Source organism: Pseudoxanthomonas suwonensis 11-1 (assembly GCF_000185965.1).
GTDB classification, from domain to species: Bacteria; Pseudomonadota; Gammaproteobacteria; order Xanthomonadales; family Xanthomonadaceae; genus Pseudoxanthomonas; species Pseudoxanthomonas suwonensis_A.
Genome location: NC_014924.1, coordinates 1372927 through 1397651 on the forward strand (window position 1 = coordinate 1372927; position 24725 = coordinate 1397651).

Below are 24725 nucleotides of genomic sequence, written 5' to 3' on the forward strand. Positions count from 1 at the left end.
ATGCAGCGCCAGGCCACGGCCTTCGCCCCGGCATCGGCCGGCAACGCGGCGGTGGGTTTCGACATCCTCGGCTTCGCCCTGGCCGGCGCCGGCGACACGGTCACCGTGCGCCGCATCGCCGGGCCGGAGGTGCGCATCCGCGAGATCCGCGGTGCCGCGCATCCGTTGCCGCTGGAGGCCTCGCGCAATACCGCCGGCGTCGCCCTCGAGGCGATGCGCCGCGCCCTGCAGCTGCCGTTCGGCTTCGAGCTGGAGATCGACAAGGGCATCGCCCTGGGCTCGGGCATGGGCGGCTCGGCCGCGTCCTGCGTCGGCGCACTGGTGGCGGCCAACGCGCTGCTGGACCGGCCGCTGACCCGCCATGCGCTTTATCCGTTCGCGCTGGAAGGCGAGGCGGTGGCCAGCGGCGGCCGCCATGGCGACAACCTCGGCCCGATGCTGCTTGGCGGCCTGGTGCTGGCCACCGCGGACCGGCTGGTGCGGATCCCGGTGCCGGAGGAATGGCACAGCCTGCTGGTGCATCCGGAGGCCGTGCTGGAGACGCGCAAGGCGCGCGAGGCCCTGGCCGGCAGCTACGAATTGTCCGAGTTCGTCGCCCAGAGCGCGAACCTGGCCCTGGTGCTGGCCGGTTGCCATGCCGGCGATGCCAGCCTGGTGCGTGCCGGCCTGCGCGACGTGCTGGTCGAGCCGCGCCGCGCCGCGCTCATCCCGGGTTTCGCCGCGGCCAAGGCGGCGATGCTGGACGGCGGGGCGATGGGCGCGAGCATCTCCGGCGCCGGCCCCAGCGTGTTCGGCTGGTTCGAGAACCGCGCCGGCGCCGAGGCCGCCGCGCCGGCGGTGCAGGCCGCGTTCGCCGCTGCAGGACTGGAGAGCCAGGCCTGGGTCGCGCCGCTGGACAGCCCCGGCGCCTCGCTGCTGTAACCGCCGCCCGGGGCGCGGGCCGACCGCGCACCCGGGCATGACGCCCACGGATGGCCGCCCGGCGGTCGCCCCACGTTCCGACGGATCCACGATGAACTTCATTTCCACCCGCAATGCCGCGCCCGCCGTGAACCTCAGCCAGGCCATCGCCGCCGGTCTGGCGCCGGATGGCGGCCTGTACGTGCCGCAGGCGCTGCCGGCGCCGCGCCAGCTGCGCGCCGGCGCCACCCTGGCCGAAACCACCAGCGGGCTGCTCGCGCCGTTCTTCGCCGGCGACGCGCTGGAGGCCGAGCTGCCGGCGATCTGCGCCGAGGCCTTCGACTTCCCGGTGCCGCTGCTGCCGCTGGCGACCCCGAACGACCATGTGCTGGAGCTGTTCCATGGGCCGACAGCGGCCTTCAAGGACATCGGCGCGCGCTTCCTCGCCGCCTGCCTGGCGCGCATCCGCCGCGGCGCGGAGCGGCCACTGACCATCCTGGTCGCCACTTCCGGCGACACCGGGGCCGCGGTCGCGGCCGCGTTCCATGGCCAGCCGGGGCTGCGCGTGGTCGTGCTGTATCCGGACGGCCGGGTCTCGCCGCGCCAGGCGCACCAGCTCGGCTGTTTCGGCGACAACGTCTCGGCGCTGCGGGTGGCCGGCTCGTTCGACGACTGCCAGGCCCTGGTCAAGCGCGCGCTCAACGACGCGGAGCTGCAGGCGCAGGTGCCGCTGAGTTCGGCCAACAGCATCAGCCTGGGCCGGCTGCTGCCGCAGATGAGCTACTACGCACATGCCTCGCTGGTCCACCATGCGGCGACCGGGCGCGAGCTCAACTTCGTGGTGCCCACCGGCAACCTCGGCAATGCCCTGGCCGGGATCCTCGCCCGCGCCCTGGGCGCGCCGCTGGGGCGGATCGTGCTGGCGACCAATGCCAACCGCGTGCTGCCGCGGTTCTTCGCCGGGGACGCCTACAGCCCGGGCCCGAGCGTGGCCACCATCGCCAATGCCATGGACGTGGGCGCGCCCAGCAACTTCGAGCGCCTGCTGTGGCTGTACGGCGGCGACGAGGCCGCGCTGCGCGAGGGGTTCACCGCGATCGCGGTCGACGACGACACCATCCGCGCCACCATCCGCGCGCGCAGCCAGCAGCACGGCGAGGTGTTCTGCCCACACACCGCCACCGCGGTGCACGTGCTGCAGGAGCTGCGCGCCGACGGCACCGATGGCGACTGGGCGGTGGCCGCCACCGCGCATCCGGCCAAGTTCGAGTCGGTGGTCGAGCCGCTGGTCGGGCATCCGGTCGAGGTGCCGCCGGCACTTGCCGAGCTGCTCACGCGCCCCGCGCATGCCGATCCGGTGCCGCCGGACTACGGGGCCCTGCGCGGGCACCTGCTGCGCTGACGTCCAGCCGGCCCGCGGGCATCCGCGGGCCGCTGGCTAGAATGCCGCTTTCCGCCAGGGGCGCCCCCATGCCGTATACCCCCATCGTGGCCACGCTCGGCTACGTGCTTTCGCCGGACCGCTCGAAGGTCCTGATGATCCACCGCAACGCGCGCAAGGACGACCACCAGCTCGGCAAGTACAACGGCCTGGGCGGCAAGATCGAGCGCGACGAGGACGTGGTCGCCGGCATGCGCCGCGAGATCCGCGAGGAGGCCGGCATCGAATGCACCTCGATGCAGCTGCGCGGCACCATCAGCTGGCCCGGCTTCGGCAAGCACGGGGAGGACTGGCTGGGCTTCGTGTTCGTGATCGACGGCTGGACCGGTACGCCGCTGGAATCCAACCCGGAAGGCACGCTGGAATGGGTGGAGGTCGCCCGCCTGGGCGAGCTGCCGATGTGGGAGGGCGACCGCAACTTCCTGCCGCTGGTGTTCGACGCCGATCCGCGGCCCTTCCACGGGGTCATGCCTTACCGCGACGGGCGCATGCAGTCCTGGAACTGGTCGCGCGTGTGAGCCGATGTTCCACGCGCCGCGCGGTTTTCCACACCGGGTGTGGAAAGCAACGGGAGAAGCGTGTGGATAAGCCACGGGCGCGCTTGTGGCAGTAGCGTGTCAAGAGGGGTGGTGAAAATTTCGCCACCCCGGGATCGGCGGGGAACAAGGTTTTCCACACCGCCTGTGGATGGTTTACGGACAAGTGTGTGGATAACTGCCGCGGCGCCTTGCGTGACGGACTCGTCAAGATGGGTGGCGAAAATTTGGCCACACGAATTTGGGGGCCTGACGCAGCGGGTGATGTTCCACGCGATATATCCGCACGGACCGATCCATGCGCTTGATCGCGAACGCGCGGCAGCTGGTCGCGATGGCGTGCACTGGTAAACGTCGTCGCGCCCCCGGATGTTGACGGCGCGCACCGCGCGCGCCGTTGCCGCGTTTACTGCGCGGTCCAGCCGCCGTCCAGCACAAGGCACTGGCCGGTGAGGTTGCGCGCCGCCGGCGAGAGCAGGAACGCGGTGGTGCCGGCCAGTTCGTCCATGCCGATGAACACACCCTTGGGCATCGGCTTGAGCATCACCTGCGAGACCACTTCCTCCTCGGAAATGCCGCGGGTGCGGGCCTGGGCCGCGATCTGGCTGTCCACCAGCGGGGTCTTCACGTAGCTGGGGCAGATGGTGTTGATGGTGATGTCCGTATCCGCCGTCTCCAGCGCCACCACCTTGGAGAATCCGACCAGGCCGTGCTTGGCCGCCACGTACGCACTCTTGTACGGGCTGGCGACCAGGGCATGGATGCTGCCGATGTTGACGATGCGGCCGTAGCCACGCTCGCGCATGCCAGGCAGCACCGCGCGGGTCAGGCGGGCCACGCCGACCAGCATCACCTGGACCAGGAAGTCCCACTTCTCCAGCGGGAACTCCTCCAGCGGCGAGACGTGCTGCAGGCCGGCGTTGTTGACCAGCACGTCGACCGGGCAGGAGATCGAGGTCAGCGCATGGGCGATGCTGGTATCGGAGGTCACGTCCAAGGCCACCGCTTCGGCCGAGCCGCCGGCGGCGCGGATCCCTTCGGCGACCGTGCCGGCACCCTCGGCCGACAGGTCGCTGACGATCAGGTGGTGGCCCGCGGCGGCCAGTTCGCGGGCGATGCCGGCGCCGATGCCGCTGGCCGCGCCGGTGATGAGGATGTTGCGCATGATGCGTCTCCGGTGGCTCGCCCCGACTTTAGCAAGCGCCCGCGTCGGCGGAAGCCGGGCATGCGCACCCGGCGTCCACCTGGCGGGGGCGTATCCTGTTCGCCACCCCACCCAGGTCCTCCGCATGTCCCGCCACTTCTCGATGCTGCGCGAATTCCAGCTCGCCGACTGGTTCACCCTGGCCAACGCGTTCTGCGGCACCGGGGCGGTGTTCGCGGCGATGCGTTTCCTGCAGGACGGGCGGGTGGCGGACCTGATGGCCGGCATGGCCCTGATCCCGCTGGCCTTCATCTTCGATGCCCTGGACGGGCGGGTGGCGCGCTGGCGCAAGTCGTCCTCGACCCTGGGCCGCGAGCTGGACTCGCTGGCCGACGTGATCTCCTTCGGCCTGGCCCCGGCGGCGCTGGCCTACGCCTGCGGCATGCAGGGCGGCTGGGACTGGCTGGTGCTGTCGTACTTCGTCGGCTGCGGGGTCAGCCGCCTGGCCCGCTACAACGTCACCGCCGAGTTGCTGGCCGGTGACGAGGGCAAGGTGAAGTACTTCGAGGGCACGCCGATCCCGACCAGCCTGGTGCTGGTGGTGGTGCTGGCGGTAGCGGCCTGGCAGGGCAGCATCGGCACCGAGCTGTGGTGGGGCCAGCTGCAGCTGGGGCCTTGGCAGCTGCACCCGCTGGTGCTGCTGTTCGCCCTGTCCGGTTCGCTGATGATCAGCAAGACCATCCACATTCCCAAGCCGTAGGCTGCGAGGCCCCGGGCCGCTGCTAGAATCGTCGGCGACACCGGAGGGCTCATGGCCAACGCATCTTCGCCCGGCGACCTCGACTCGATGGCACGCCAGTACTGGGACACCTGGAGTGGGCTGATGGGCATGGGGCCGGCGGGTTCCGGCACATGGACCGGCCTTGGCGGAATGGCGCCCGGGCAGCCCGCACCGGCGGCGTTCGACTGGTACGCGCGGATGCAGGAAGTGGCGGCCCAGTTCGCCGACGGCGGCGGCAGCGCCGCCGACATCGCCGGCGCCTGGCGGCAGATGCTGGGCGGCCAGGACGGCAATCCCTTCTCGAGCTTCTTCCAGGGCATGCCGGGCGCGTTCGGCGCGGCCACGGTCGGCTGGCCCGACCAGGTGCGCCCATTCGTCGACGCCATCCTGCGTCCGCTGCGGCAGCAGGCTTCCGGTTGGTTCGGCCAGCCCGGCCTTGGCCCGGCACGAGAACACCAGCAGCGCCTGCAGGCGCTGGCCGCGGCCTGGCAGGAATGGGAGGAGCGCAACGAGGAATTCAACGCGCTGCTCTCGCGTATCGGCAAGGACGCGTTCGCCCGGTTCGAGCGCCTGCTCGGGCAGCAGGAGACCCCGGAGCAGCGCCTGGCCACCGCGCGGGCGCTGTTCGACCTGTGGATCGATGCGGCCGAGGAGGCCTGGTCCGAGGCGGCGCTGTCCGAGGAATACCAGAACCACTACGCTGCCCTGACCAATGCGCTGATGCGCGTGCGCAAGGGCCTGCAGCACGAGATCGAGCGCATCAGCGAGCTGCTTGGCCTGCCTGGGCGCACCGAGGTGGATTCGGTGCATCGCAAGGTCGCCGAGCTTGAGCGCACCGTGCGCGAGCTGCGCCGTGCCGCCGGGCTGAAGCAGGGTGCCGCCAGGGCGGTGCCGGCCACGGCACCGAAGCGTCCGCGCAAGGCCAGGCCCGCGGCTGCGACTGCGCCGGAGCCGGTGCCCGCGAGCCAGCCCGAAGCGAAGGTCGAATCGCCGAAGGCCGCCGCTGCCAGGCCCGCGCCCGCCACGAAGGCCGTGAAGGCTGCGAAGGCGAAAACGAAGCAGGCCGCGAAGCCGGCTCCGAAGAAGCCCGGCGGGAAGGTCTCGAAGCAGGCTGCGAAGAAGCCGGCCAAGCCGGCCGCCACGCCCAGGCCGCGCACTGCCGCCGCCCGTGCCGCCGCTCCCGCGGCCAGGGCCGAAGCGAAGCCAGCCAAGGCCAGCACGCCAGCTACCTCGACCGCGAAGCGCGAAGCGCCTGCCAGCGCCGCCAGGAAGACCAGGGCCGCCGCGGCGCAGCCCGCCGCCGCGGCGAAGAAGCCGGCGCGAAAGGCCGCCGCTGCCACGACGTCCAGGCCTGCTCCAGCGGCAAAAACTGCGGCCGCTCCCACGCCCCGCGCCCGCAAGGGCCAGGCCGCGCAGCCGGCTACCGGCGCGCAGGTGGTGTCGATCAAGGACTGGGTCAGCCGCAACCTCGGCGAGGGCAAGGCTGACGGTCGTCGCGGAGGCCGCGGCCGATGAGCGGCGAGCCGCTGCAGTTCGATCCGCTGGCGCTGGCTCAGGAGGCGATGCAGTTCCATCGGCGCCTGGTGCAGGGCATGCGCGTGCTGGGCCAGGTCGGCGAGGTCGACTACGGCGCCACCGAGCGGCAGGAGGTCTGGCGCGACGGCAAGACCGTGCTCTACCGCTTCGTCGGCGAGCGCGAGCCCACCGGACCGGCGCTGCTGATCGTCTACGCCCTGGTCAACCGTCCCTACATGGTCGACCTGCAGGAGGACCGCTCGCTGGTGCGCGGCCTGCTGGCGCTGGGCCTGGACGTGTACGTGATCGACTGGGGCTACCCGGACCGCTCGGACCGCTGGCTCACGCTCGACGACTACATCAACCGCTTCATCGACGGGGCCGTCGACCACCTGTCCGCCGCGACCGGCGGCCCGGTGAACCTGCTGGGCGTGTGCCAGGGAGGCGCGTTCTCGCTGTGCTATGCGGCGCTGCACCCGGAGAAGGTGCGCAACCTGGTCACCATGGTCACCCCGGTGGACTTCCAGACCCCGGACAACATGCTGTCTGGCTGGGTGCGCGGGCTGGACGTGGACCTGTTCGTGGACGCGCTGGGGAACATCCCGGCCGACCTGATGAACGCCAGCTACCTGATGCTCAAGCCGTTCCGCCTGAACCTGCAGAAGTACGTGGGCCTGGTGGACGCGCTGGAGGATCCGAAGGCGGTGGAGGACTTCCTGCGCATGGAGAAGTGGATCTTCGACTCGCCCGACCAGGCCGGCGAAGCTTTCCGCGACTTCATCAAGCAGTTCTACCAGGGCAACGCCTTCATCAACGGCACCGCCCGCATCGGCGAGGAGCCGGTGGAGCTGGGCTTCGTCGACATGCCGGTGCTGAACATCTACGCCGAGCAGGACCACCTGGTCCCGCCCGCGGCCTCGCGCGCGCTGGGGGGGCTGGTCGGCACCGACGACTACACCGAGCTGGGTTTCCGCGGCGGCCATATCGGCCTGTACGTCTCCAGCCGCGCCCAGCGCGAGGTGCCGGCGGCGATCGAGCGCTGGCTGGCGGAACGGCAGGGCTGAGCAGCGCTGCATCCCGGGCAGGCCCACTGGAGTCTTCCATGAGCGCATCCGCAGGCAGGCCTGGCCACGCCCGGGACATCCGCGAGGGCGCCACCGCCCAGCTCGCGTCCCTCCTGCGCCACGCGCGCCTGGCCATCGCCGCCGTGGCCCTGGCCTTGGTCCTGTCGCCGGCCGCCTCGGCCGCCGACAAGGCCGCCATCGATCCACGCACCGACGGCGAGATCCGCGCCCTGGTCGCCGCGCTCGGTGACTCCGGCTGCCGCTTCCAGCGCAACGGGCGATGGCACGATGCGGCCGCCGCGCGCGACCACCTGCAGCGCAAGTACGACTACGCCCGCAGGCGTGGCCTGGGCGGCAGCACCGAAGACTTCATCGAACAGGCCGCCAGCCACAGCAGCTTCACCGGCCGGCCCTACCGGATCGCCTGCCCGGGCCAGGCTGAACGACCGGCGGGCGAGTGGCTGCGCGAGCGCCTGGGACGACTGCGCGCCGACGCGGGGCGGCGCTAGACTCGGGCCAGGTCCCACCGGAGTCCGCCATGAGTGCCACCGCGACGGGCGGCCTGACCCGCTCGCTCAACGACCGCATGATCGCCGGGGTAATGGGCGGCATCGCGCGCCGCTTTGGCTGGAGTTCGACCTGGGTACGCATCATCTACGTGGTCGGTTCGATCATCTCCGCCGCATTCCCCGGGATGCTGGTCTACCTGATCCTGTGGCTGCTGATCCCCAACGAATCCGACTGAGCGTGCCGCTGCATCGCTTCCTGCGTGCGGCCGGAATGGCCGTGGGCATGGCCTGGACCTCGCCCTGGACCCTGGCCGGGCTGCTGGCCGGGATCGCCGGGATGCCGTTCGGCGCGCGTGCGCACCTGAGCCGGCGCGATCTCGCCCTGGTGTTCGCACGCTGGCCCTGGGGGCCGGGCGGGGCGATGACCCTGGGCAATGTCGTGCTCGCCACCGGCCCCGACCTCGATGCCTCCTGCAACACCTACGAGCACCGCGCCGGGCGCTGCCTGCATCCACAGGTGCGGCTGGGCGACCACGAGCGCGCCCACGTGTACCAGTACATGTTGCTGGGGCCGCTGTTCGTGCCGGTGTATTTCCTCTGCGGCGGCATTTCCGTGCGCAATCCGCTGGAGCGCGCGGCCGACCATTACGCCATGCATGGCCATGGCTGGTGGCCGTGGGGCTAAACAGAGGCTGACTGCAACCGCGCCGACATCTCCTTGTTTCTTAACGGAAACACGCGCTGCCTACATTGGTTGCACGAGTTCCTAACGGCCGGCGTCCCAGACTTGCGCGGCTGGTCTGACAAGAACAAGAAGAGGAAACGGCCGTGTCTATCGTGTTGTTTGTTGGCGGGAGCAAGGATGGCACCCGCGGATTCATCCCGCACGGATTCACCAAGTCCATGCGCGAGACCCTCGAGCACGGGCGCGAGATCTACGTCGAACGCATGGTGCGCCTGGCCCGCTTCGGGACCGTGCGCGTCATGGCGCTGGAAAGCCTGTGCGAGGACCTTGTCGCCCGCCTGGCTCGACGGTATTACGAGGCGGCCGCGCAGGCGGCCTGACCTCGACCAGGGGGCCGGCGGCCGACGAAGGCCGCCGAGCCGGGGCGGTGCTTTAGCGGCAGGTGCCGCTGTACCGGATCGTATCGCCGTCTGTCTTGATGCCGAGCATGGACCGCTGGGGCGGGGCCTTGGTCAACCGGCGCTCCGTGATCTCATAGGCGTTGCACCCGTTGGCCTGGGTGTAGTCCCGAATCCAGCCAAGGCGCGTGGCCTCGCCCTCGTCGGTCTGCGCGCCTCGCCCTGCCGCGTTGGCAGTCATCTCCCACTGGCCGGGTCCAGTCATGGTGAATTGGCTCAGGAGGCCACGGTCCATGTCGCGCACGGATGCGCAGCCGGTCAGGGCAAGGATCAGCAGGGGCAGGGCTTTGCGCATGGCGGCCTCTGTGTCGGGGGATGTGATGCCGCACTACTGCACGGCTGCACAAAAACTGCACATCCATCCCTGCTCGACTTGTGGATAAGTGACCTAAGTCATTGGTGCCGAAGGTGGGACTCGAACCCACACGGTTTTAAGGCCGGCGGATTTTGAGTCCGCTGCGTCTACCATTCCGCCACTTCGGCGCGGGCGCGCAGTATAGCGGACCGCGCCGTCACGCGGCCGGGTCGGTGCACAGGTGGCGCTCCTCGCGCCGGGTCCAGCCGCAGGCGCCCAAGGCCCCGTCCTCGGGGACGAAGACGTGGCAGCGCAGCAGGGGGTGCTGGTAGACGTGCAGGGACACGGCCACGGCGTCGGCCTGCGGGTTGCGGATGGCATGGTATTCGTGCGGCGGGATCAGGCTGCCGGCCGAGCCGGGCGCGGCCTCGAGCTCGTCCACCGCCTCGAAGCGCCAGCGTTCGCCCTCGCGGGCCAGCGGCTCGTAGCGGGTGATGGCCAGACGGCCATGCCACACGCCCTCGACGCACCAGGCGCCGTCGTGGTCATGGATATGGGTGCCCTGGCCGGGCCCCCAGGTCATGGCGACCACGCTGTAGCCCAGCTCCGGGCTGGTATGCAGCTCGCGCCGGGCGTAGTGGTCGGTGATCGGCTGCAGCACCTGCGCCGGCAGCCCGACCTCGCGGTCGCCGAACAGCGACACCAGGGCGCTGCGCAGGGCGGCGGTGACCGCGCGTTCCTCGCCCAGCGCCACGGCCGCATCCAGCGCGGCCACCATCTTGTGCTTGCCCTGGAAATCCACGTGCCCTTCGCCTGCCTGGTACAGGCGGCGATGGAGCGGCGCGCCTGCGTCAGGACAATGTTTCGGAGGAAACGATCATAGCCGATCGAGGAAGTCCCGGACCGCCGGGCCGAAACGGGCGAAATCGACCAGGAAGGCATCGTGGCCCTGCGGCGAGTCCATGCCGACGAAGCCGGCATCGGCGCCGCCCCGGGCCAGGCCCTCGGCGACTTCCTGCTGCTGCTGCACCGGGAACAGGATGTCGGTGTTGGCGCCGATCGCCAGCGCGCGCTCGATCCGGATCGTGGCCAGCCCGGCCAGCACGTCGCCGTTGCCGTATTCGGCCGCGTCGAACCAGTCCATCGAGCGGCTCAGGTAGAGGTAGCAATTGGGGTCGTAGCGGCGCACGAAGCGGCGCGCATGGCCTTCCAGGTAGCTCTCGACCTGGAATTCCAGGCCGAACGGATCCTCCTCGCCGCCGCCGTTGGCGAACGGCGAGCTCTGGTCCAGGCGCACCCGGCCGAAGCGGCCGTCCCATTCCAGCGCCGAGCGGTAGGTGATCACGCCCAGCTTGCGGGCGATGCGCATGCCGGACTCGGGCCAGGTGTCGTGGTCGTAGCTGCCGCCGTTCCAGTTCGGGTCCAGGCGGATGGCCTCGCGCTGCAGCGAGCGCACGGCGATGGAGAAGGGCAGGGCGCGCGCGCTGCCAGAGATGTTGACGTGGCTGCGGGCGATGCCCGGATGCCTCAGCAGCAGGCCCAGCGCGGTCATGCCGCCCATCGAGTTGCCGACCACGCAGGCCAGCCGGTCGATGCCGAGCCCACGCACCACCGAGGCGGCGGCATCGGCCACGTCCTCGATCGACAGCTCGGGGAAGGACAGGCGGTAGAGGTCGCCGGTGGCCGGATCCAGCGAGGCCGGGCCGGTCGAACCCTTGCAGCTGCCCAGCGCGTTGACGCAGATGACGAACCAGCGGCTGGTGTCGATCGGCTTGCCGGGGCCCAGCATCGGTTCCCACCAGCCCGGTTCCGGGTCGTGCGGGCCGGAGGCGGCATGCGCGTCGGGGGACAGGCCGGTGAGGATCAGCACGGCGTTGCCGGCATCGGGGGCTAGCGTGCCCCAGGTCTCGTAGGCCACGCGCGCGCCGTGCAGCGCGCCGCCGCGCTTCATCGGGAAGGGCGAGGGCAGCGCGTGGAAGCGGGTGCCCGGCGGGATGAATTCGTATTCGGAGGCCGATGCCATAGGCGGCGCAGTGTAACGGCATCGCCCGCGGCACGCTGTCGCTGGTGACGGCTGAAACGGTCCGTGACGCCAGCGGCGGCGAGGCATGGGCCGCGTGCTGCGGCCGGGTTTGGGCTCAGGGTGGCGGAGCGCCGATCACCAGTTCGACCGTATCGGCGGAGGGCAGGCGCACCTGCACCGGAGCCGATTCGATATCGCCTTCGCCGCGGTTGGCGCTGCCGGCGGCGGAGATACGCGCCAGGACCTCGACCTCCTCCAGCGCGGAGAGCTTCTGGGTCGGCATCGGGCTGTCGCGGTCGTCCAGCACCACCTCCAGGGGCAGGTCGCGGGCGCGATGGCGCTCCACGGCCACCGGCATCGGCGGGCCACCCGGCACGCGCGCCAGCACGAACACCACGGCCTCGCCCTCGATGCGCGCACGCGCGGCGAAGCCGGGATCCAGCACCACCTTCACCTTGAGGCCTTCGCCGGACGCGACCGCGGCTGGAGCGCCCAGCGGCGGCAGGCCGGCATCGGCGCGGGCGGCATCGATCTGCACACGCAGGCTGCGCGCGGTGGCCTCGTCGACGCCGGGCAACAGTGCCTCCCAGGTCGCGGCTGCCTCGGCGGCCTGGCCGGCCTGGCGCTGTGCCACGCCGATGAACCAGCCGGCGCGGGCGTGGTCGGGACGGACCTGGCGCGCGCGCTGCAGCCAAGCCATGGACTGCTCGTCGAACAGGCGCTGCGGATGGGCGAGGGCACGGGCCTCGGCGGCATCAACCAGCAGGTCGGGTTCGTCCGGGGCGTATTCGAGGGCACGGACATAGGCGTCGCGCGCGCCGGCGGCATCGCCCAGGGTGGCGCGGGAGCGGGCCAGCAGGGCCCAGCCTTCCGGCTGTTCGGGATTGCGCTCCAGCTCGGCGGCCAGCTGGGTGACGGCCTCCTCGAGGCTGGCCGGTTCGGCCATGGCGACCGGCGCGCGCAGGGCTTCCGGCGTGCCGATCAGCAGGTACAGGGCGAAGGTGCCGGCGCACAGCACCACCACGCCGGCGGCGACCACCCGCGGGCGGCCCAGCGGGCGCAGCACCCAGAGCGAGACCGCCAGCACCACGACCAGGGCCAGCAGGCCGAACAGCAGGACCGGGGCGCTCACCATTCGTGCTCCGAGGGGGCGTCGTCGTCGCGGGCGGGCGCGGCCTGGGCGCGGCGGCGGACGATGGTCCACACCACCGCGGCGCCACCGAGCAGGATCAGGCCCGGGCCGAACCACAGCAGCCAGGTGTGGCTGTCCACGGTCGGCCGGTACAGCACGAATTCGCCGTAGCGCTGCACCAGGTGCTGCTTGATCTCGGCGTCGCTGCGGCCCTGGCGCATCAGCGCCAGCACTTCGCGGCGCATGTCGTGGGCGATCTGCGCATTCGAATCGGCCAGCGACTGGTTCTGGCACATCACGCAGCGCAGCTCGGAAGTCAGCGCGTGGAAGCGGGCTTCCTCGGCGGCGTCGGTGAAGGCCAGCGGGGCCGGGTCGGCGGCCGCCTGGGCCAGCGCCGGCGGCGCATGGGCCAGGGCCAGCACGGCGGCCAGCAGCAGGCGCAGGTAGCGCGCGGCCGGGCTCACCTGGCGCGCTCCACCTGTTCCAGTGCCGGCAACAGGCGGGTGGCCACGATCTCCTCGGTCAGCGGACCGGTGTGCTTCCAGCGCACCACGCCGGCGCCGTCCACCAGGAAGGTCTCCGGCGCGCCGGCCACGCCCCAGTCCAGCGCGTAGCGGCCCTCGTAGTCGGCCAGGACCACGAAGAACGGGTTGCCGAACTGTTCCAGCCAGCGCAGCGCGTCCTCCGGTTCGTCCTTCCAGTTGTAGCCGACCACGCGCACGCGGCGGGTCTCGGCGAAGCGGGTCAGGACCGGGTGTTCCTCGCGGCAGGCCGCGCACCAGCTGCCCCAGACGTTGAGCACGTAGGGCGCGCCGCGCAGGTCGGCCGAACCCAGCTGCACCGAGGGATCGTGCAGCACCGGCAGCGTGAATTCCGGCGCCGGCCTGTCGATCAGGGCCGAGGGCAGCACGTCGCGGTCGGCGTCGCCGGAGCGCATCACCCCGTGCACCATCAGGCCCAGCAGGCCGACGAAGAACAGGGCGCCGATCACCACGGCGACCACGGGCAGCCCCTGCGGCTTCTGCGGAGTGTTCATGCGGTCTTCTCCTTGCTCACGCGGCGGAAGCGGCGGTCGCCGGCGGCCACCAGGCCACCCAGCGCCATCAGCGCCGCACCACCCCAGATCCAGCGAACGAATGGCTTGATGTGCACGCGCACCGCCCAGGCACCATCGCCCAGCGACTCGCCAAGGGCGACATAGACGTCGGCGGTCACGCCGGGGCGGATGCCGGCCTCGGTCATCACCTGGCCGCCGCTGGCGTAGGCGCGCTTCTCCGGATGCAGCAGGACCAGCGGGCGCTCGTCGCGCAGCACCTGCACGTGGCCGCGGTCGGCCAGGTAGTTCGGGCCCTGCAGCTGGTCCACGCCCTGGAACTCGAACGCGTAGCGCCCGACCTCGAGGCGCTGGCCCGGCTTGAGCGCGACCTCGCGCTGCACGTTCTGAGCCTCCACCAGCAGGGCGCCGACCACGAACACGGCCAGGCCCAGGTGGGCCAGGACCATGCCCCACATCTCGGCGGTCAGGCGGCCGCTGTTGCGCAGCCGCGCCCATGCGAAGTGCAGGGTGCCCAGGCCGACCCAGGCGGCGCCAGCGACGCCGACGGCGGTCTTCCATGCGCCTTGGGGCGCGGTGAAGTAGGCGGCCACGCCGGCGACGAGGGCCATGCCCAGCCACGGCAGCAGGGCGGCGGCCAGCTTCGAGGGCTGCTCGCGCTGCCAGCGCGCCAGCGGGCCCAGCGGCACCAGTGCCAGCAGCGGCGCGATCAACACGAAGAACAGCAGGCCGAAGTAGGGCGGGCCGACCGAGATCTTGCCCAGGTCCAGGGCGTCGGCCAGCAGCGGGTACAGCGTGCCCAGCAGGATCATGGCGCAGGCGCTGGCCAGCAGCAGGTTGTTGAGCAGCAGCAGGGTCTCGCGCGAGACCGGCTGGAAGCCCGCGCCGGCCTCGAGTCGCCCTGCGCGCAGCGCGTACAGCAGCAGCGAGCCGCCGATCACCAAGCCCAGGAAGATGAGGATGAACAGGCCGCGCGAGGGATCGGCGGCGAAGGCGTGGACGCTGGTCAGCACGCCCGAGCGCACCAGGAAGGTGCCCATCAGCGACAGCGAGAACGCGGCGATCGCCAGCAGCAGGGTCCAGCCGGCGAAGCTGCCGCGCTTCTCGGTCACGGCCTGGGAGTGGATCAGCGCCGCGCCCACCAGCCACGGCATGAAGGCGGCGTTCTCGACCGGATCCCAGAACCACCAGCCGCCCCAGCCCAGCTCGTAGTAAGCCCACCAGCTGCCCAGGGCGATGCCCACGGTCAGGAAGGCCCAGGCCACGTTGGTCCACGGCCGCACCCAGCGCAGCCAGCGCGCATCGATGCGGCCGTCCAGCAGCGCGGCGATGGCGAAGGCGAACGGGATCGAGAACCCGGCCCAGCCGACGTACTGCATCGGCGGGTGGATGATCATCCCCGGGTCCTGCAGCAGCGGGTTGAGGTCGCGGCCTTCCATCGCCGCCGGCAGCAGCCGCTCGAACGGATTTGAGGTGAACACCAGGAAGGCGAGGAAGCCGCAGGCGACGATGCCCAGCGTGCCCAGCACCCGCGCCACCACGGTCTGCGGCAGGTGGGTGGAGAGCGCGGCCATCAGCGCGTTCCACACGCACAGCACCAGCACCCACAGCAGCAGCGAACCCTCGTGCGAGCCCCACACCGCCGTGTAACGGTAGACCATGGGCAGCAGCGAGTTGGAGTTGGTGGCGACGTAGCGGACCGAGAAGTCCTGCGACACGAAAGCCCAGGTCAGCAGGGCGAAGGCGCCGCCGACCAGCACCAGCTGGGCGTAGCTGGCCGGGCGGGCGACGGCCATCAGCCGGGCATCGCCGCGATGCGCGCCGGCCAGCGGCAGCAGCGCCTGCGCGGCGGCGACCAGCAATGCCAGGGCAAGGAGGACCTGGCCAAGTTCAGGCAGCATCGCTGCCTCCTGCGGCATGACAGGAAGCATGTGCCCCGCGGATGGGCGCCCCGGCCCGGGCCAGGGCCGTCACTGCTGTTCGTTCCCGGGCGCCGGCACCTGCACCTCGTGCTTCTGGTGCGCAACGCCCATCTTGTCGGCCACTTCCTTGGGCATGTAGGTCTCGTCGTGCTTGGCCAGCACGTTCTCGGCGACGAACACCTCGCCCTCCATGCGCCCGGTGGCGACCACCGCCTGGCCCTCGCGGAACAGGTCGGGGAGGATGCCGGTGTAGCGCACCGGCAGCTGCGCATCGCCGTCGGTGACGCGGAAGCTGGCCTCCATCGAACCGGCCGGGCGCGCGAACGAGCCCTTCTCGACCATGCCGCCGAGGCGGAAGCGGGCGCGCTCGCCGGCCTCGCCACGCAGCACTTCGGCCGGGGTGTAGAGGTAGGCGACATTGCGCTGCAGGGCCATGGCGACCAGGGCGGTGGCCAGGCCCGAGGCCAGCACCAGGACGAGCACCAGCAGCAGCCGGCGGCGGCGTTGCGGATTCATCGGGTCAACTCCACGTCCGTGGCGGGACGCCCGGACGGCTTGCGGTCGCGGCGCGCGCGCAGGCGGGCGGCGCGCAGCTGGCGCCGGACCTGCAGCCGCGGCGCGAGGAAATCCCACAGGAACACGGCGACGAACACGGCATACGCGCCGATCACGTAGGGCAGGTAGCTCATGGCTCGCCTCCGGCCAGCTTGCGCACCCAGTCCTTGCCGGACTCCCGGCGCAGGTTGTCGGCGCGGGCGCGCGCCAGCAGCGAACCGGCGAACCAGAACTTGGTGCCGATCACCATCCACCACAGCGGCGCCATCATGCTGGCGTCCATGCTGGACTGGCCGAACACGCGGATGGTCTGGCCCTGGTGCAGCGAGTCCCACCACTCGACCGAGTAGCGGATCACCGGCAGCAGCGCGACCCCGACGATGGCCAGCAGGCCGGCGGCACGGGCCGAGGCGCGGCGGTCGTCGCCGGCGTGGTAGAGGCCGATCACGCCCAGGTACAGGAACAGCAGGATCAGCTCGGTGGTCAGGCGCGGGTCCCAGTCCCACCAGGTGCCCCACATCGGCTTGCCCCAGATCGAACCGGTAGCCAGGGTGACCACGGTGAAGCCCGCACCGATCGGCGCGCAGGCCATGGCCAGGATCTCGCACAGCTTGATCCGCCAGACCAGGGCGATGGCCGCGTACAGCGCCATCAGCGCGAACACGAACATGCTCATCCAGGCCGAGGGCACGTGGATGTAGAGGATGCGTGCGCTGTCGCCCTGCTGGTAGTCGGCCGGGACATGGAACAGGGCCAGCCACGCGCCCACGCCCAGGGTCAGCAGCGCCGCGGCCCAGAACCACGGCGCCCAGCGCGCCGCGAAGCGGTCGAAGTACGGCGGTGAGCCGAGGAGGTGGAACCAGCGGATCACCGGGTTCATGGGATGGATCACGTCGCTCGCGTTTGGCGCCGGCTGGCCTGGGCCTGCCGGACGGGCTGTTCAGGGCATTCTTCCAGACTGGCCCCCGAAGGGCCAAGCCGGACGCATGGACAAAATGTCCACCCCGGGCGCATCCGGTGCTGCGGGGCGGTTCGGCACGCAGGCCATGGTGCGGCCCGTGCGGCCATTCTGCCTTGATCGGGCGCAATGCGCCGGGTTTCAGCCCTGGGCGATGCGGATCGCCGCGGCCGCGGCCAGCGGCGCCAGCACCGCCGAGGCCACCAGCCCGGCCGCCATCAGCAGCAGCGCGCCGCTGGCGTCCAGGCCCTGCGCGGTCGCGGCCACGCTGCCGGCGCCGAACACCAGCACTGGCACGTACAGCGGCAGCGCCAGCAGGGCCACGAGGATGCCTGAGCGCTTCAGGCCCACGGTCAGGGCCGCGACCACCGCGCCAAGAAGGCTCAGGATCGGGGTGCCCAGCAGCAGGGTCAGCATCAGGATCGGCAGCTGCGCGCGCGGCAGGTACAGGAACTCGCCCAGCACCGGCACGACCAGCAGCAGCGGCACGGTGGTGGTCAGCCAGTGGCCGAAGGTGCGCACCGCCACCAGCCAGGGCAGCGGCACCGGCGCCAGCAGCCACTGCTCCAGCGAGCCGTCCTCGGCGTCGCCGCGGAACAGGCTGTCCAGCGAAAGCAGCCCGGCCAGCAGCACCGCCACCCAGATCGCATAGGGGGCGACGTGGTCGCGCAGGACCTCGCGCCCGCCGCCCATGGCCAGGGCGAACATCACCACGACCAGGAGGGCGAACAGGGCCGGCTGCAGGGCATCGCCGCGGCGTCGCCAGACCAGTCGCAGATCGCGCAGCAGCAGGGCGCGGGCGGACTGGCGCAGGCCGGGCGCGGCGCTCATGCCTCGGCTCCCAGCGCCAGCATGCGGGTACGCACCGGCGGCGCGGCGTAGGCGCCGTGGGTGGTGAGCAGGGTGGCGCCGCCGTCGCGCAGGTGCGCCGAGACCATGCGGTTGACCAGGTTGATGCCTTCCAGGTCGAGGTTGGCGTAGGGCTCGTCCAGCAGCCACAGCGGCGCCGGCGACAGCCACATGCGGGCCAGGGTAACGCGCTTCTTCTGTCCGGCCGAGAGCTGGCGGGCAGGGGCGTCCTCGTAGCCGGCCATGCCGGTGATCTCCAGCGCGGCCTCGATCCGCTGGCCCTCGCGGCGGCCGTGCAGGCCGCACAGGAAGTCGAGGTTCTCCAGCACCGTCAGCTCGCCCTTGAGCGCCGGCAGGTGGCCCAGGTAGGCCACGGCGCGGGCGCGCAGGTCGGCGGCGGCGGGCTTGCCCTGGACCAGGACCTGGCCCGAGTCGGCGCGCAACAGCCCGGCCAGCACCCGCAGCAGGGTGGTCTTGCCCGATCCGTTACTGCCCTGGACCAGCAGCGCCTCGCCGGCATCGACCGCGAAATCGAGCGGGCCGAACACCGGCTCCTCGTTGCGGGCGAACGCCAGGCCATGGGCGGCCAGCAGGGGGGCGTGGGCGGTGTCGGTCATCGGCGCGCATTGTAGCCGCGGGCGCCGCGGCGGCAGTTGCCCGGGCGCATTGCGCGGGGTGGGTGATGCGGGTAGGGGGGCGGCGCTTCTAGCCCCTCTCCCGGAGGGGCGACCTGTCTGCGTGACTGGCGCGCACGTGGTCGAACGACCGCCTCCCATGGACGTGGCCTGGGCCAAGGGATGGGGGTCGGGGGGTGCTGGCCAAGGGTTAGTACGAACCACGCCAGGTGCCAACCCTTTCCCAGCCCCTCTCCCGGAGGAGAGGGGCTGCTCACGACTTCGCGGCAATCCACTCCACCGGGCCGCCAAGGTCGGCCACTCCGTCCGGCGGCGTCAGATACATGCGCAGCCCAACCGGCTCCCCCGCACGCCAGTGCAGCACCGCCGCCTGGCCGAAGCGGCGTGCGAGGGCGTCCGCCCCGGTGGCAGGAAGGTTCGCGACCAGCCAGCCGGGCTCGGGCCAGTTGCCGTCGGCATCGCTGGCGAGGGTGGGCAGACGGCGCAGGCCCAGCCCGTCCAGCTCCGACTGGAGGGCGGCATCGGCATGCCGGCTTTCGGCCCGGGTGCAGACCTGCGAGCCTGGATTCCAGGCCGTGATCACGGTCCAGCACTCGCCAGGCAGGACTTCGGCAAGTCCCGCGGGCGCCATCTGGCCCGGCCGCAGCAGGAAGGTGCCGTCCGGGCCCCGCACTTCGTAGCGGGCCGCCAGATAGGCCGCCAGCAGCCTTCGGGTCGCGTCCACCGTCGCTGGAATGTGCTTATGCGCCATGTCCCATCATCCCCACGGGCGTCATTGCGTACACTCGCCCCCTCCCTCGCACGACCCGACGCCGAGATGCCGCTGCAGATCCCGCCGACCAAGCTGCCCCGGGTGGGCACCACCATCTTCACCGTGATGTCGCAGATGGCGGCAGAGCACGGTGCGGTCAACCTGGGCCAGGGTTTCCCCGATTTCCCGGTGCCGCAGCGACTGGTGGACGAGCTCGACCGCGCCATGCGCGAGGGCCACAACCAGTACGCGCCGATGACTGGTGCACCGGTGCTGCGCCAGGCGATCGCGTCCAAGGCGCTGCGCTGCTACGGCGCCACGGTCGACCCGGACAGCGAGATCACCGTCACCAGCGGTGCCACCGAGGCGATCTTCAACGCCATCCATGCGGTGGTGCGCCCGGGCGAGGAAGTGATCGTGCTCGACCCGGCCTACGACTGCTACGAGCCGGCGATCGAGCTGGCCGGCGCGCGTGCGGTGCACGTGCCGCTGGATCCGGCCACCTTCGCCGTGGACTGGGACCGGGTGCGTGCCGCGGTCACTCCGCGCACGCGCCTGCTGATGATCAACAGCCCGCACAACCCGTCCGGCGCGATGTTCAGCGCCGACGACATGCGCGAGCTGGCCGCGCTGCTGGACGGCACCGGCATCCTGCTGCTGTCCGACGAGGTCTACGAGCACATCGTGTTCGACGGCCGCCGGCACGAGTCGGTGCTGCGCTGGCCGCAGCTGCGCGAGCGCGCCTTCGTGGTCTCCAGCTTCGGCAAGACCTACCACTGCACCGGCTGGAAGGTGGGCTACGCCATCGCCCCGCCGGCGCTGAGCGCGGAGTTCCGCAAGGTCCACCAGTACAACGTGTTCTGCACCTTCGCCCCGGCCCAGCACGCGTTCGCGGCGATGATCCGCGACGAGCCGGAGCACGACGAAGAGCTGGGCGCGTTCTACCAGGCCAAGCGCGACCGCTTCCGGGAGCAGCTGCTGGGCACCCGGCTCAAGCCGCTGCCGGTGCCGGGCGGCTACTTCCAGCTGGTGGACTACTCGGAGGTCAGCGACCTGCCGGACCACGAGTTCGTGAAGTGGCTGACCATCGAGAAGGGCGTGGCCGCGATCCCGCTGTCCCCGTTCTACGAGAACCCGCCGGCCGCCCAGCGCCTGGCCCGCCTGTGCTTCGCCAAGAACGAGGCCACGCTGGATGCGGCAATTGAGCGCCTTATGGCGCTGTGATTCGGGATTGGTGATTCGTGATTCGAAAGAGCAGAAGCACGTGATCGCCATTCGGGTCCGACCCACGCCAGAAAGCACCCCTTTCGCCAATCACCAATCGCCAATTACGAATCACGACACGCCATGCAAGATCTCCGCATAAGCCTCGTCCAGGGCGACACCCGCTGGCATGACCCGGAGGCCAACCGCGAGTACTACGGCGCGCTGGTCGCGCCGCTGGCCGGACATGCCGACCTGGTCGTGCTGCCGGAAACCTTCACCAGCGGGTTCTCCAACGACGCCATCGACCGCGCCGAAGGCATGGACGGGCCTACCGTGGCCTGGATCCGCGAGCAGGCTCGCGCGCTGGACGCGGCGGTGACCGGTAGCGTGCAGCTGCGCACGGAGCACGGCGTCTTCAACCGCCTGCTGTGGGCCACGCCCGATGGCGGGCTGGCGCATTACGACAAGCGCCACCTGTTCCGCTATGCCGGCGAGCACAAGCGCTATGCGCCGGGCCGCGACCGGCTGACGGTGGAGTGGAAGGGCTGGCGCATCAATCCGCAGGTCTGCTACGACCTGCGCTTCCCGGTGTTCTGCCGCAACCGCCATGGCGTCGAGCGTCCGGGCGGGCTGGATTTCGACCTGCAGGTGTTCGTGGCCAACTGGCCGGCGCCACGCGCGCATGCGTGGAAGACCCTGGCGCGGGCGCGTGCGATCGAGAACCTCTGCTACGTGGCCGCGGTGAACCGCGTCGGTCGCGATGGCAACGGCCTGGACTACGACGGTGACAGCGCGCTGATCGACTTCCTCGGCCAGGCCCAGGTCGAGGCGCATGGCAGCGAGCAGGTGCTGACGACGACGCTTTCGGCAGCGGCGCTGGCCGCACACCGCGAACGTTTCCCGGCGATGCTGGACGCCGATCCGTTCGAGCTGCGCGATCCTGCTCCCTGAACGGATTGCCGACGGACGGTCGTGGAATGCACGGCAGCGCCACCGGGGCCTGCTATATGCTCCGGCGCAACATCCTGCTGGAGGCTGCCATGACCCGACGTCCGCGTTCCATCCCGCGTGTCCTGTCCACGAGCCTGGTGCTGCTGGGCCTTGCCGCCGTCGGCCTGCCCGAGGCGCGCGCGGGCGAGGTGGACTGCAAGCTGCGCTTCAACCTGGAAGGCTGGTCGGTGTTCTACAAGACCGCTTCCGGCACCGGCACCATCACCTGCGACAACGGCTCCAGCCGCGCGGTGAAGATCACCGCCAAGGGCGGCGGCCTGACGGTCGGCAAGTCCAAGATCGAGAACGGCGTGGGCGAGTTCTCCGGCGTCAACAGCATCGCCGAGACGCTGGGCACCTATGTCACCGCCGAGGCCCACGCCGGTGCGGTGAAGTCGAGCAAGGCCCAGGTCATGACCAAGGGCGAGGTCTCGCTGGCACTGGCCGGCACCGGCAAGGGCTGGGACCTGGGCGTGGCGTTCGGGAAATTCGTGATTGAGTAATTCGTGATTCGTGATTGGTGATTCGTGATTGGTGATTCGTGATTGGTGATTCGTGATTCGTGATTCGCGAGTCGCGTGATCCGGATCTGGCGAAGGGGCTGGTTGCCTGTCTGGGCACCGGCCCTTTGTTTTTTGGGCGGGCTTGATCGAGACCATGCCCTGCATGTGGCGCGGAGCTTGGACGTGAGGTCGGGCCGTTCCACGCGCTGACGCGTAGAGGGGGCTGGTTCCCGCGGGCAGGCATTCGTCAGCTGAAAATGCGCCGGGACGACGTGGAGGAATGCGCTGCCGCCTGATGGTGGGGTGCCCTGGCTCGCCCGGCGCTGGCGGGCAAACGCACGGGTCGCGCATCAGCGGCCTTTTCCAGGCTCCGGAAACAAACCTGCCCGCGTTGGCGGGCAGGTCGGGCGACTCCGTGGAGTCGCGATTGCTTCGGCGGGGCTCAGCCCTGGCGCGGGCCGCGGCCACCGCCGCCGGGACGGCCACCACCGCCCGGACGGCCGCCGCCACCGGGGCGACCGCCACCACCCGGACGGCCAGCGCCGCCGGGACGACCGCCAGCGCGGTTGCCCGCCGGACGGTTGCCGGTGTTGCCGCGCGGACCGCGGTCCGCACCCGGGGTGGCGTGGTCGGACGGGAAGTGCACCGCGTTGCCCGGATGGCCATACGGACGTGCCGCCTTGCGTGCGCCCTGTCCGGCGCCGGCACCACTGGGGCGACCGCCGCCACCGGGGCGTGGGCCGCCGGGCTTGCTGCCCGGACGCGGCTTGCCACCGGGGCCGGCGTTGCGATGGCCGCTCGGACCGGTGCTGACGCCTTCCGGCACGTACCAGGTGCGGAACGCGGCCGGATTGCCATCCGGCAGCGGCTTGAGGCCGCCCTTCTGCGCGCGCTGCTTGAACGGCTTCTGCGACTGCTTGGCCGCCATCTCGCCGCTGACGGTCAGGCCGCCGTGCGGCTTCTTGCCGCCACGGCCGCCGCGACGGTCCTCGCGCACGTGGTCGAAGCGGCGCAGCTCGCGGCCTTCGTCGGCGGTGTTGTGGCCGTTGACATAGGCCTGGCCGCCCTGGCCGACGCGCACCGCGGTCTTGGTCGCGCGACGCTGGCCGATCACCGGCTGCAGGGTCAGGGTGGAGGCGGCGCTGTCCTCGAGCTTGAGCTCCTTGCGCAGCGCCTCGACCTGCTCCTGCGGCAGCTCCTGCGACTGCCCACGCAGCAGCTCGCGCGGGAGGCTGACCTTGCCGTAGCGCACGCGCTTGAGGCGGCTGACCTGGCAACCCTGCGATTCCCACAGGCGACGCACTTCGCGGTTGCGGCCTTCCTTGACCACGACCTTGAACCAGTCGTGGGAGTCGGTGCCGCCGATGCGCTCGATCTGGTCGAACTTCGCCGGGCCGTCCTCCAGCGCCACGCCGCGGGCGAGGCGGTCGACGATGTTGTCCGGCACGCTCTCCTGGCCTTCCGGGGCGCGCACGCGCACCACGTACTCGCGCTCGACCTCGTACGACGGATGCATCATCGCGTTGGCGATCTCGCCGTCGGTGGTCAGCAGCAGCAGGCCGGTGGTGTTGATGTCGAGGCGGCCGATCGCGATCCAGCGCGCACCCTTCAGGCGCGGCAGCGATTCGAAGATGGTCGGGCGGCCCTCGGGATCCTCGCGGGTGGTGACCTCGCCCTCGGGCTTGTTGTAGACGAGCACGCGCGCCGGCTCGGTCAGGGCCGAGGCGACGAAGGCCTTGCCGTCGAGCTCGACGCGGTCGCCCGAGCGGATGCTCTGGCCGACCTGGGCGACCTCGCCGTTGACCTTCACCAGGCCGTCGGCGATGCGCTGCTCGAGCGCGCGGCGGGAGCCGAGTCCGGCCTGGGCGAGCACCTTGTGCAGGCGCTCCTCGATCCTGGCGGCCGGGGCGGCGTCTTCGCTGCGCTTGAGCGAGAGCTTGCCGAGGGTCTTGCGTGGGGTTGAATCAGTCATGGGTATTGCTCCGGCCATCGGTATCGTCCGCGGCCTGGGTTGCGGGCCCTTCGGCCGGATCGGCCTCGGGGGAGTCAGGGGTGTCTTCGTTGGCGGCGTCGTTGGACCCGCTGGCCGTATCGGCCGGGGCGGGTTCATCCGCGTCGCTGTCGGAATCGTGGGGACCAGCGTCGCCGTCGTTGGCGGCGGCCGCCTCGTCCTGCGGCTGGGCGTCGCCGGATGCGTTGGCGGCGATGCCGGCGGCGGCCGGGGCGGCGTCCGGGTCCAGCGGCAGCTGGGGCTCCAGCTCGCCGATGTCCTTCAGTTCGGACAATGGCGGCAGTTCGTCCAGGCGCTTGAGGCCGAAGTAGTCCAGGAACTGCTTCGTGGTGCCGTACAGCGCCGGGCGGCCCGGGACGTCGCGGTGGCCGACCACGCGGATCCACTCGCGCTCTTCCAGGGCCTGGATGATGTTGCTGCTGACCGCCACGCCGCGGACCTGCTCGATCTCGCCGCGGGTGATCGGCTGGCGGTAGGCGATCAGGGCCAGGGTCTCGAGGGTGGCGCGGGTGTAACGGGTCTTGCGCTCGGTCCACAGCCGCGCGACCCATGGGTGGACCTCGGCCTTGACCTGGTAGCGGAAGCCGGAGGCGACCTCGACCAGTTCCACGCCGCGGTCGGCGCAGGCTTCGCGCAGCTGTTCCAGCGCGGTCTCCACGCTGCCCGGCGGAACCGGTTCGTCCTCGGGGAACAATCCGCGCAGCTGCGCCAGCGGCAGCGGCTGGTTGGCCGCCAGCAGGGCAGCCTCGACGATGCGGGTGATCAGCGCCTGGTCCATGGATCTCGCAGGGTCGTTTGCAAAGGGTGG

Annotated in this window: 28 protein-coding genes, 1 tRNA gene and 1 pseudogene; 13 read left to right on the plus strand and 17 right to left on the minus strand. The window is 71.1% G+C overall.

All coding sequences use genetic code 11. From position 1 onward, the window contains the following. The 3 genes from PSESU_RS06265 (at window position 1) to PSESU_RS06275 (ending at window position 2859) form a co-directional block, all read left to right on the plus strand. The gene (locus PSESU_RS06265) at window positions 1-921 is read left to right on the plus strand and encodes a homoserine kinase (protein ID WP_049782294.1); all 921 of its coding nucleotides are present in this window, start codon (window positions 1-3) and stop codon (window positions 919-921) included. Between the two features lie 91 nt (window positions 922-1012). Further along, a complete protein-coding gene (gene thrC, locus PSESU_RS06270; RefSeq protein ID WP_013534928.1) occupies window positions 1013-2302 on the plus strand; it encodes a threonine synthase in 1290 nt (429 codons plus the stop codon). A gap of 68 nt (window positions 2303-2370) precedes the next feature. Beyond that, window positions 2371-2859 (plus strand): NUDIX hydrolase, encoded by a 489-nt coding sequence (locus PSESU_RS06275; protein WP_013534929.1) that lies wholly within the window; start codon window positions 2371-2373, stop codon window positions 2857-2859. Between the two features lie 424 nt (window positions 2860-3283). On the opposite strand, the gene PSESU_RS06280 is transcribed toward PSESU_RS06275, so the two are convergent. Further along, window positions 3284-4042, minus strand: coding sequence for a 3-hydroxybutyrate dehydrogenase (locus tag PSESU_RS06280; RefSeq protein WP_013534930.1), 759 nt, complete (start codon window positions 4040-4042; stop codon window positions 3284-3286). 124 nt (window positions 4043-4166) lie between these two features. On the opposite strand from PSESU_RS06280, the gene PSESU_RS06285 reads away from it, so the two are divergent. The 7 genes from PSESU_RS06285 to PSESU_RS06315 all read left to right on the plus strand — a co-directional run bounded on the left by PSESU_RS06285 (window position 4167) and on the right by PSESU_RS06315 (window position 8955). Then, window positions 4167-4781, plus strand: coding sequence for a CDP-alcohol phosphatidyltransferase family protein (locus PSESU_RS06285; RefSeq protein WP_013534931.1), 615 nt, complete (start codon window positions 4167-4169; stop codon window positions 4779-4781). 51 nt (window positions 4782-4832) lie between these two features. Continuing rightward, on the plus strand, window positions 4833-6317 hold the full coding sequence (locus PSESU_RS15660; protein ID WP_013534932.1) for a poly(R)-hydroxyalkanoic acid synthase subunit PhaE: 1485 nt from the start codon (window positions 4833-4835) through the stop codon (window positions 6315-6317). After that, window positions 6314-7381: a class III poly(R)-hydroxyalkanoic acid synthase subunit PhaC gene (locus PSESU_RS06295; protein ID WP_013534933.1), complete on the plus strand. Its 1068-nt coding sequence runs from the start codon at window positions 6314-6316 to the stop codon at window positions 7379-7381. The genes PSESU_RS15660 and PSESU_RS06295 overlap by 4 nt, the downstream gene beginning before the upstream one ends. Before the next feature lie 38 nt (window positions 7382-7419). Next, a complete protein-coding gene (locus PSESU_RS06300) occupies window positions 7420-7890 on the plus strand; it encodes a DUF5329 domain-containing protein (RefSeq protein ID WP_013534934.1) in 471 nt (156 codons plus the stop codon). Window positions 7891-7919: 29 nt separating this feature from the next. Continuing rightward, window positions 7920-8126 (plus strand): PspC domain-containing protein, encoded by a 207-nt coding sequence (locus tag PSESU_RS06305; protein WP_013534935.1) that lies wholly within the window; start codon window positions 7920-7922, stop codon window positions 8124-8126. A 35-nt stretch (window positions 8127-8161) separates the two neighbouring features. Continuing rightward, window positions 8162-8575 carry a hypothetical protein gene (locus PSESU_RS06310; RefSeq protein ID WP_049782425.1) on the plus strand — a complete coding sequence of 138 codons (414 nt, stop codon included), beginning with the start codon at window positions 8162-8164 and terminating at the stop codon, window positions 8573-8575. A 143-nt stretch (window positions 8576-8718) separates the two neighbouring features. Further along, window positions 8719-8955, plus strand: a complete 237-nt coding sequence (locus PSESU_RS06315; RefSeq protein WP_013534937.1) for a hypothetical protein — start codon at window positions 8719-8721, stop codon at window positions 8953-8955. 52 nt (window positions 8956-9007) lie between these two features. On the opposite strand, the gene PSESU_RS06320 is transcribed toward PSESU_RS06315, so the two are convergent. From PSESU_RS06320 to PSESU_RS06385, 14 genes are all read right to left on the minus strand, one after another. Beyond that, entirely contained in the window at window positions 9008-9328 is a 321-nt protein-coding gene (locus PSESU_RS06320; protein WP_013534938.1) for a hypothetical protein, read from the minus strand. Between the two features lie 102 nt (window positions 9329-9430). Beyond that, window positions 9431-9516, minus strand: a tRNA-Leu gene (locus tag PSESU_RS06325). A 29-nt stretch (window positions 9517-9545) separates the two neighbouring features. Further along, a complete protein-coding gene (locus PSESU_RS06330; protein WP_041764581.1) occupies window positions 9546-10106 on the minus strand; it encodes a cysteine dioxygenase in 561 nt (186 codons plus the stop codon). 99 nt (window positions 10107-10205) lie between these two features. Beyond that, window positions 10206-11351 carry a homoserine O-acetyltransferase MetX gene (gene metX / locus PSESU_RS06335; protein ID WP_013534940.1) on the minus strand — a complete coding sequence of 382 codons (1146 nt, stop codon included), beginning with the start codon at window positions 11349-11351 and terminating at the stop codon, window positions 10206-10208. Between the two features lie 115 nt (window positions 11352-11466). Beyond that, window positions 11467-12486: a tetratricopeptide repeat protein gene (locus tag PSESU_RS06340; RefSeq protein WP_013534941.1), complete on the minus strand. Its 1020-nt coding sequence runs from the start codon at window positions 12484-12486 to the stop codon at window positions 11467-11469. Next, window positions 12480-12917, minus strand: coding sequence for a cytochrome c-type biogenesis protein (locus tag PSESU_RS06345; protein ID WP_041764583.1), 438 nt, complete (start codon window positions 12915-12917; stop codon window positions 12480-12482). Before PSESU_RS06345 ends, PSESU_RS06340 begins: the two co-directional genes overlap by 7 nt. A 26-nt stretch (window positions 12918-12943) precedes the next feature. Then, a complete protein-coding gene (locus tag PSESU_RS06350; RefSeq protein ID WP_013534943.1) occupies window positions 12944-13519 on the minus strand; it encodes a DsbE family thiol:disulfide interchange protein in 576 nt (191 codons plus the stop codon). Continuing rightward, a complete protein-coding gene (locus PSESU_RS06355) occupies window positions 13516-15438 on the minus strand; it encodes a heme lyase CcmF/NrfE family subunit (protein ID WP_013534944.1) in 1923 nt (640 codons plus the stop codon). Before PSESU_RS06355 ends, PSESU_RS06350 begins: the two co-directional genes overlap by 4 nt. 69 nt (window positions 15439-15507) lie before the next feature. After that, window positions 15508-15975 (minus strand): cytochrome c maturation protein CcmE, encoded by a 468-nt coding sequence (gene ccmE, locus PSESU_RS06360; protein WP_013534945.1) that lies wholly within the window; start codon window positions 15973-15975, stop codon window positions 15508-15510. Beyond that, entirely contained in the window at window positions 15972-16148 is a 177-nt protein-coding gene (gene ccmD, locus PSESU_RS06365) for a heme exporter protein CcmD (protein ID WP_013534946.1), read from the minus strand. Before ccmD ends, ccmE begins: the two co-directional genes overlap by 4 nt. Then, window positions 16145-16894, minus strand: coding sequence for a heme ABC transporter permease (locus tag PSESU_RS06370; protein ID WP_013534947.1), 750 nt, complete (start codon window positions 16892-16894; stop codon window positions 16145-16147). The genes ccmD and PSESU_RS06370 overlap by 4 nt, the downstream gene beginning before the upstream one ends. A 219-nt stretch (window positions 16895-17113) precedes the next feature. Then, the gene (gene ccmB, locus PSESU_RS06375) at window positions 17114-17803 is read right to left on the minus strand and encodes a heme exporter protein CcmB (protein WP_013534948.1); all 690 of its coding nucleotides are present in this window, start codon (window positions 17801-17803) and stop codon (window positions 17114-17116) included. After that, window positions 17800-18438 (minus strand): heme ABC exporter ATP-binding protein CcmA, encoded by a 639-nt coding sequence (gene ccmA / locus PSESU_RS06380; protein WP_013534949.1) that lies wholly within the window; start codon window positions 18436-18438, stop codon window positions 17800-17802. Before ccmA ends, ccmB begins: the two co-directional genes overlap by 4 nt. Window positions 18439-18709: 271 nt before the next feature. Beyond that, window positions 18710-19207 carry a DUF3293 domain-containing protein gene (locus tag PSESU_RS06385; protein ID WP_013534950.1) on the minus strand — a complete coding sequence of 166 codons (498 nt, stop codon included), beginning with the start codon at window positions 19205-19207 and terminating at the stop codon, window positions 18710-18712. A gap of 66 nt (window positions 19208-19273) precedes the next feature. Between PSESU_RS06385 and PSESU_RS06390 the strand changes: the two genes are divergently transcribed. The 3 genes from PSESU_RS06390 to PSESU_RS06400 all read left to right on the plus strand — a co-directional run bounded on the left by PSESU_RS06390 (window position 19274) and on the right by PSESU_RS06400 (window position 21906). Next, entirely contained in the window at window positions 19274-20431 is a 1158-nt protein-coding gene (locus PSESU_RS06390; RefSeq protein WP_013534951.1) for a pyridoxal phosphate-dependent aminotransferase, read from the plus strand. A 123-nt stretch (window positions 20432-20554) separates the two neighbouring features. Continuing rightward, window positions 20555-21364 carry an amidohydrolase gene (locus PSESU_RS06395; RefSeq protein WP_013534952.1) on the plus strand — a complete coding sequence of 270 codons (810 nt, stop codon included), beginning with the start codon at window positions 20555-20557 and terminating at the stop codon, window positions 21362-21364. A gap of 89 nt (window positions 21365-21453) precedes the next feature. After that, entirely contained in the window at window positions 21454-21906 is a 453-nt protein-coding gene (locus tag PSESU_RS06400; protein WP_041764584.1) for a hypothetical protein, read from the plus strand. Window positions 21907-22348: 442 nt separating this feature from the next. Here PSESU_RS06400 and rluB read toward each other — a convergent pair whose 3' ends face one another. Then, window positions 22349-23878: a 23S rRNA pseudouridine(2605) synthase RluB gene (gene rluB, locus PSESU_RS06405; protein WP_013534954.1), complete on the minus strand. Its 1530-nt coding sequence runs from the start codon at window positions 23876-23878 to the stop codon at window positions 22349-22351. A 25-nt stretch (window positions 23879-23903) separates the two neighbouring features. Further along, a pseudogene (scpB, locus tag PSESU_RS06410) lies at window positions 23904-24695 on the minus strand (SMC-Scp complex subunit ScpB); the annotation flags it as partial. Between the last annotated feature and the right edge of the window lie 30 nt (window positions 24696-24725).